The sequence below is a fragment of the Frankia sp. AiPs1 genome (assembly GCF_023716945.1).
Taxonomy (GTDB): Bacteria; Actinomycetota; Actinomycetes; order Frankiales; family Frankiaceae; genus Frankia.
In genome coordinates, this window is the sequence record NZ_JAMQQF010000644.1 from 1 (window position 1) to 3,243 (window position 3,243).

Annotated in this window: 3 protein-coding genes; 2 read left to right on the forward strand and 1 reads right to left on the reverse strand. The window is 71.5% G+C overall.

Features of this window, described 5'->3' with window-relative positions:
* A partial coding sequence (locus ND748_RS28775) for a LysR family transcriptional regulator (RefSeq protein ID WP_251749327.1) occupies positions 1-242 on the reverse strand: 242 nt, incomplete at its 3' end.
* A 150-nt stretch (positions 243-392) separates the two neighbouring features.
* Between ND748_RS28775 and ND748_RS28780 the strand changes: the two genes are divergently transcribed.
* Positions 393-1,529, forward strand: coding sequence for an SDR family oxidoreductase (locus ND748_RS28780; protein ID WP_251749328.1), 1,137 nt, complete (start codon positions 393-395; stop codon positions 1,527-1,529).
* A 500-nt stretch (positions 1,530-2,029) separates the two neighbouring features.
* The coding region (locus ND748_RS28785; RefSeq protein WP_251749329.1) for an RHS repeat-associated core domain-containing protein at positions 2,030-3,243 on the forward strand (1,214 nt) is incomplete at its 3' end.

Genomic DNA, 3,243 nt, shown 5'->3' on the forward strand with positions numbered 1-3,243 from the left:
CACCGGGCGCGCTCGGCCTCGGCGAGCGCGGCGCGGGCGTGCGGGAGAAGCGCCCGGCCCATCGGGGTCGGGCGGACCGCGCGCGGGAGCCGTTCGAGCAGCGCACCGCCGACCGCCCGTTCCAGCGCCCGTACCTGATGCGACAGCGCCGGCTGGCTGACGTGCAGCAGCTCGGCCGCCCGGGTGAACGACTCCTCGTCAACGACCCGCACCAGGTACTCAAGCTGTCGCAGCGTTGTCATAAACGAATTTTATGAGTCCTACAAGAACTATGTCTTCGACTCATGTGCGCGCGATGCGCAGGCTGGAAACATCGCCGTTCCCCGGCCCGGCCCCGCCCGGCCTGTCCCTGCCCGATCCGCAGCCGCCACCGCCCATGTCAGGAGCACCGGATGACCCCCGACCACGCCTCCCACCCCGCAGGCGCCCCTCCCGCCGGCAACCGATCTGCGGGCATCCCATCTACGGGTACCCAGCCTGCGGGCAAGGTCGCCCTGGTGGTCGGTGCCCAGGGGGTGATCGGCCGCACCCTCGTCGAGCACCTCGCCGGCCTCGGAGACTGGGAGGTCATCGGCGTGTCGCGTCGCGGCGGCCGGCCGGCGCCGCGGGTGCGCCACGTGGCTGTCGACCTGCTCGACCTTGACGCCACCCGGGTCGCGCTCGGTGGCCTGTGCACGGTGACCCACGTGTTCTACGCCGCCTACCAGGACCGGCCGACCTGGGCCGAGCTCGTCGCGCCGAACCTGGCGATGCTGACGAACGTCGTCGAGACCATCGACGCGGCGAGCCCGGTGCTGCGTCACGTCAGCCTGATGCAGGGTTACAAGGTGTACGGCGCGCACCTGGGTCCGTTCAGGACCCCGGCGCGGGAGTCCGACGCCGGGCACATGCCACCCGAGTTCAACGTCGATCAGCAGAACTATCTGACCGCCCGCGGTCGGGATGCGGCCTGGAGCTGGTCGGCGATCCGCCCGTCGGTCGTCTGCGGGTTCGCCACGGGCACTCCGATGAACCTCACGATGGTCCTCGCGGTGTACGCGTCGATGTCGAAGGAACTCGGCCTGCCGCTGCGCTTCCCCGGCGCACCGGGGGCCTACGACGCACTGTTGGAGGTCACCGACGCCGGCCTGCTGGCGAAGGCGACCGTGTGGGCGGCAACGACCGAGGCGTGCGCCGGCCAGGCGTTCAACATCAACAACGGTGACCTGTTCCGGTGGAGCCAGATGTGGCCGGCCATCGCGGGCTACTTCGACCTGGAGGTCGCCCCGGCGCTGCCGATGAGGCTGGAATCCGTCATGGCGGACAAGGAAGAGCTGTGGAAGGCGATGACCGCCCGCCACGGCCTCGCCGGCCACACCTATCAGGAGGTCTCGTCCTGGGGGTTCGGCGACGCGGTGTTCTCCTGGGACTACGACATGATCGCCGACGGTTCGAAGGCCCGCCGCTTCGGCTTCCACGAGTACGTCGAGACCGAGACGATGTTCCACGCCCTCTTCGACGACCTCCGCCGCCGCCGGATCATCCCGTAGCCGAATGGGGCCTCGGCTGTGACCCGACGTCACGGGATCACGGGTTCGTGGCGGATGTCGGCGGCGGCCGGCCGGGCACGCTCGCGCCCTCAGCGCCCGGCGTCGAAGGGGGCCCGGTCGAGGGCGGCCCGGTCGTCGGATCACCGGCGGGGCTCGGGGCGGCGACGACCTGGGCCGCACCACCTCGGACACCCTCGCCGGCCCCGGCGGCACCCTGCGCGGGCAGAGCTACACCTACGACGCCGAGGACAACGAGCTGACCACGACGGTCAGCCCCGCCACCGTCGCCGGCGCCGGGACCTCCACCTACACCTACGACCGCGCCGACCGGCTGACGTCCTGCCGACCCGGCGTCGACGACGACCAGCTACGGCTGGGACGCCGCCGGCAACCGCACCTCGGTCAACGGGGTCGCCGCCACCTACGACCAGCGCAACCGGCTGACTTCCGACGGCACGGCGACGTACACCTACACCGCGCGCGGCACGCTGGCCACCCGGGTGGCCGGCTCGACGACGGCCACCACCGAGTTCGACGCCCTGGACCAGCTCGTCTCCGACAGCACCTCGGCGCTGACCTCCTACGGCTACGACGGCCTCGGCCGCCTGGCGGTGCGCAACGGCACCCGCCTGATCTACGGCGGCCTGGAACGCGAACCGGTCACCGACGGCACCTCGGCCTACTCCCGCGATCCTGACGGCGACATCATCTCCGCGGGGTTGTCCAGCGGGAACGTCGCGACGCTGACGAACACCCACGGTGATCTCGTCGCCGCGTTCCCGACCGACGGTTCGTCGTTGACGGAGAACCGGGCCTACGATCCGTTCGGCACGCCGATCGTCGCCGGTTCGGCGAACCTGCGGGTGGGCTACCAGGGTTCGTGGACGGACCCGACGACGGCCCGGGTGTCGGCGCAGGCCCGCTGGTACACCCCCGGCACGGGCAGCTTCGCCTCCCGTGACACCGCCGACGTCCCCTTCACCGGCGCCGCCTCGGCCAACCGCTACCTCTACGCCAACGCCAACCCGCTCGCCTACAACGACCCGACCGGCTACTTCTCATTCGGCAGCGTGCTGAGTGCCACCGCCAGCGTTGCTCGCGGCGACCTCGGGATCGCGGTCGTCAAGGCAGGGGCGAAGGCTGCCGCCGGAGCGGTGGTGGGCGCGGCCGCAACCTTGACCAACCCCAAGCGTGCATTCTTCGGTCCGGTCGTCTACCCGATCTATCAGCGTCTGACGAAGGACGATTCCCCCGCCGCTCGTTCCGACCCCGTCTCGTCGCCCGTTACGACGTACGCGGTGCAGCCGGAGGACGACGCCCCCACCCAGGCCCGCACCCAGGCCCCCGTCCAGGCCCCCGTCCAGGCTCCAGCAACGGTTCCGGCGACGCGGGCCGCTGACCCCACCCGTACCTCCGTCCGCGCGGCCACGACCACCGCTGCCGGGACCATCGGCAGAGCTGGCGTAGGCGGCGGCGGCCCGGCTACGAAGGCGGCCGCGCAGAACATCCAGGGCATCACGGCGACCCGCCTGGACCTGCACAGCCCCGGGGAGAACCTGCCCCAGCGTAAGGCGCAGGCGAACAGCGCCTCCGGTGGTCCGGGTCTGACCGTTCCTGACCCGAATGCCGGCTACCACTTTGTCGTCCCGCAGTGCGTGGCTCCGCAGCGGTGCCACGATCCCTCGGCTTCCGCTGCCCGCCCCGACGCCCCGGC

Bases quoted from the DNA above. Each gene is read 5' to 3' on its own strand.
- ND748_RS28780 (WP_251749328.1), top strand. From the start codon at position 393: ATGACCCCCGACCACGCCTCCCACCCCGCAGGCGCCCCTCCCGCCGGC.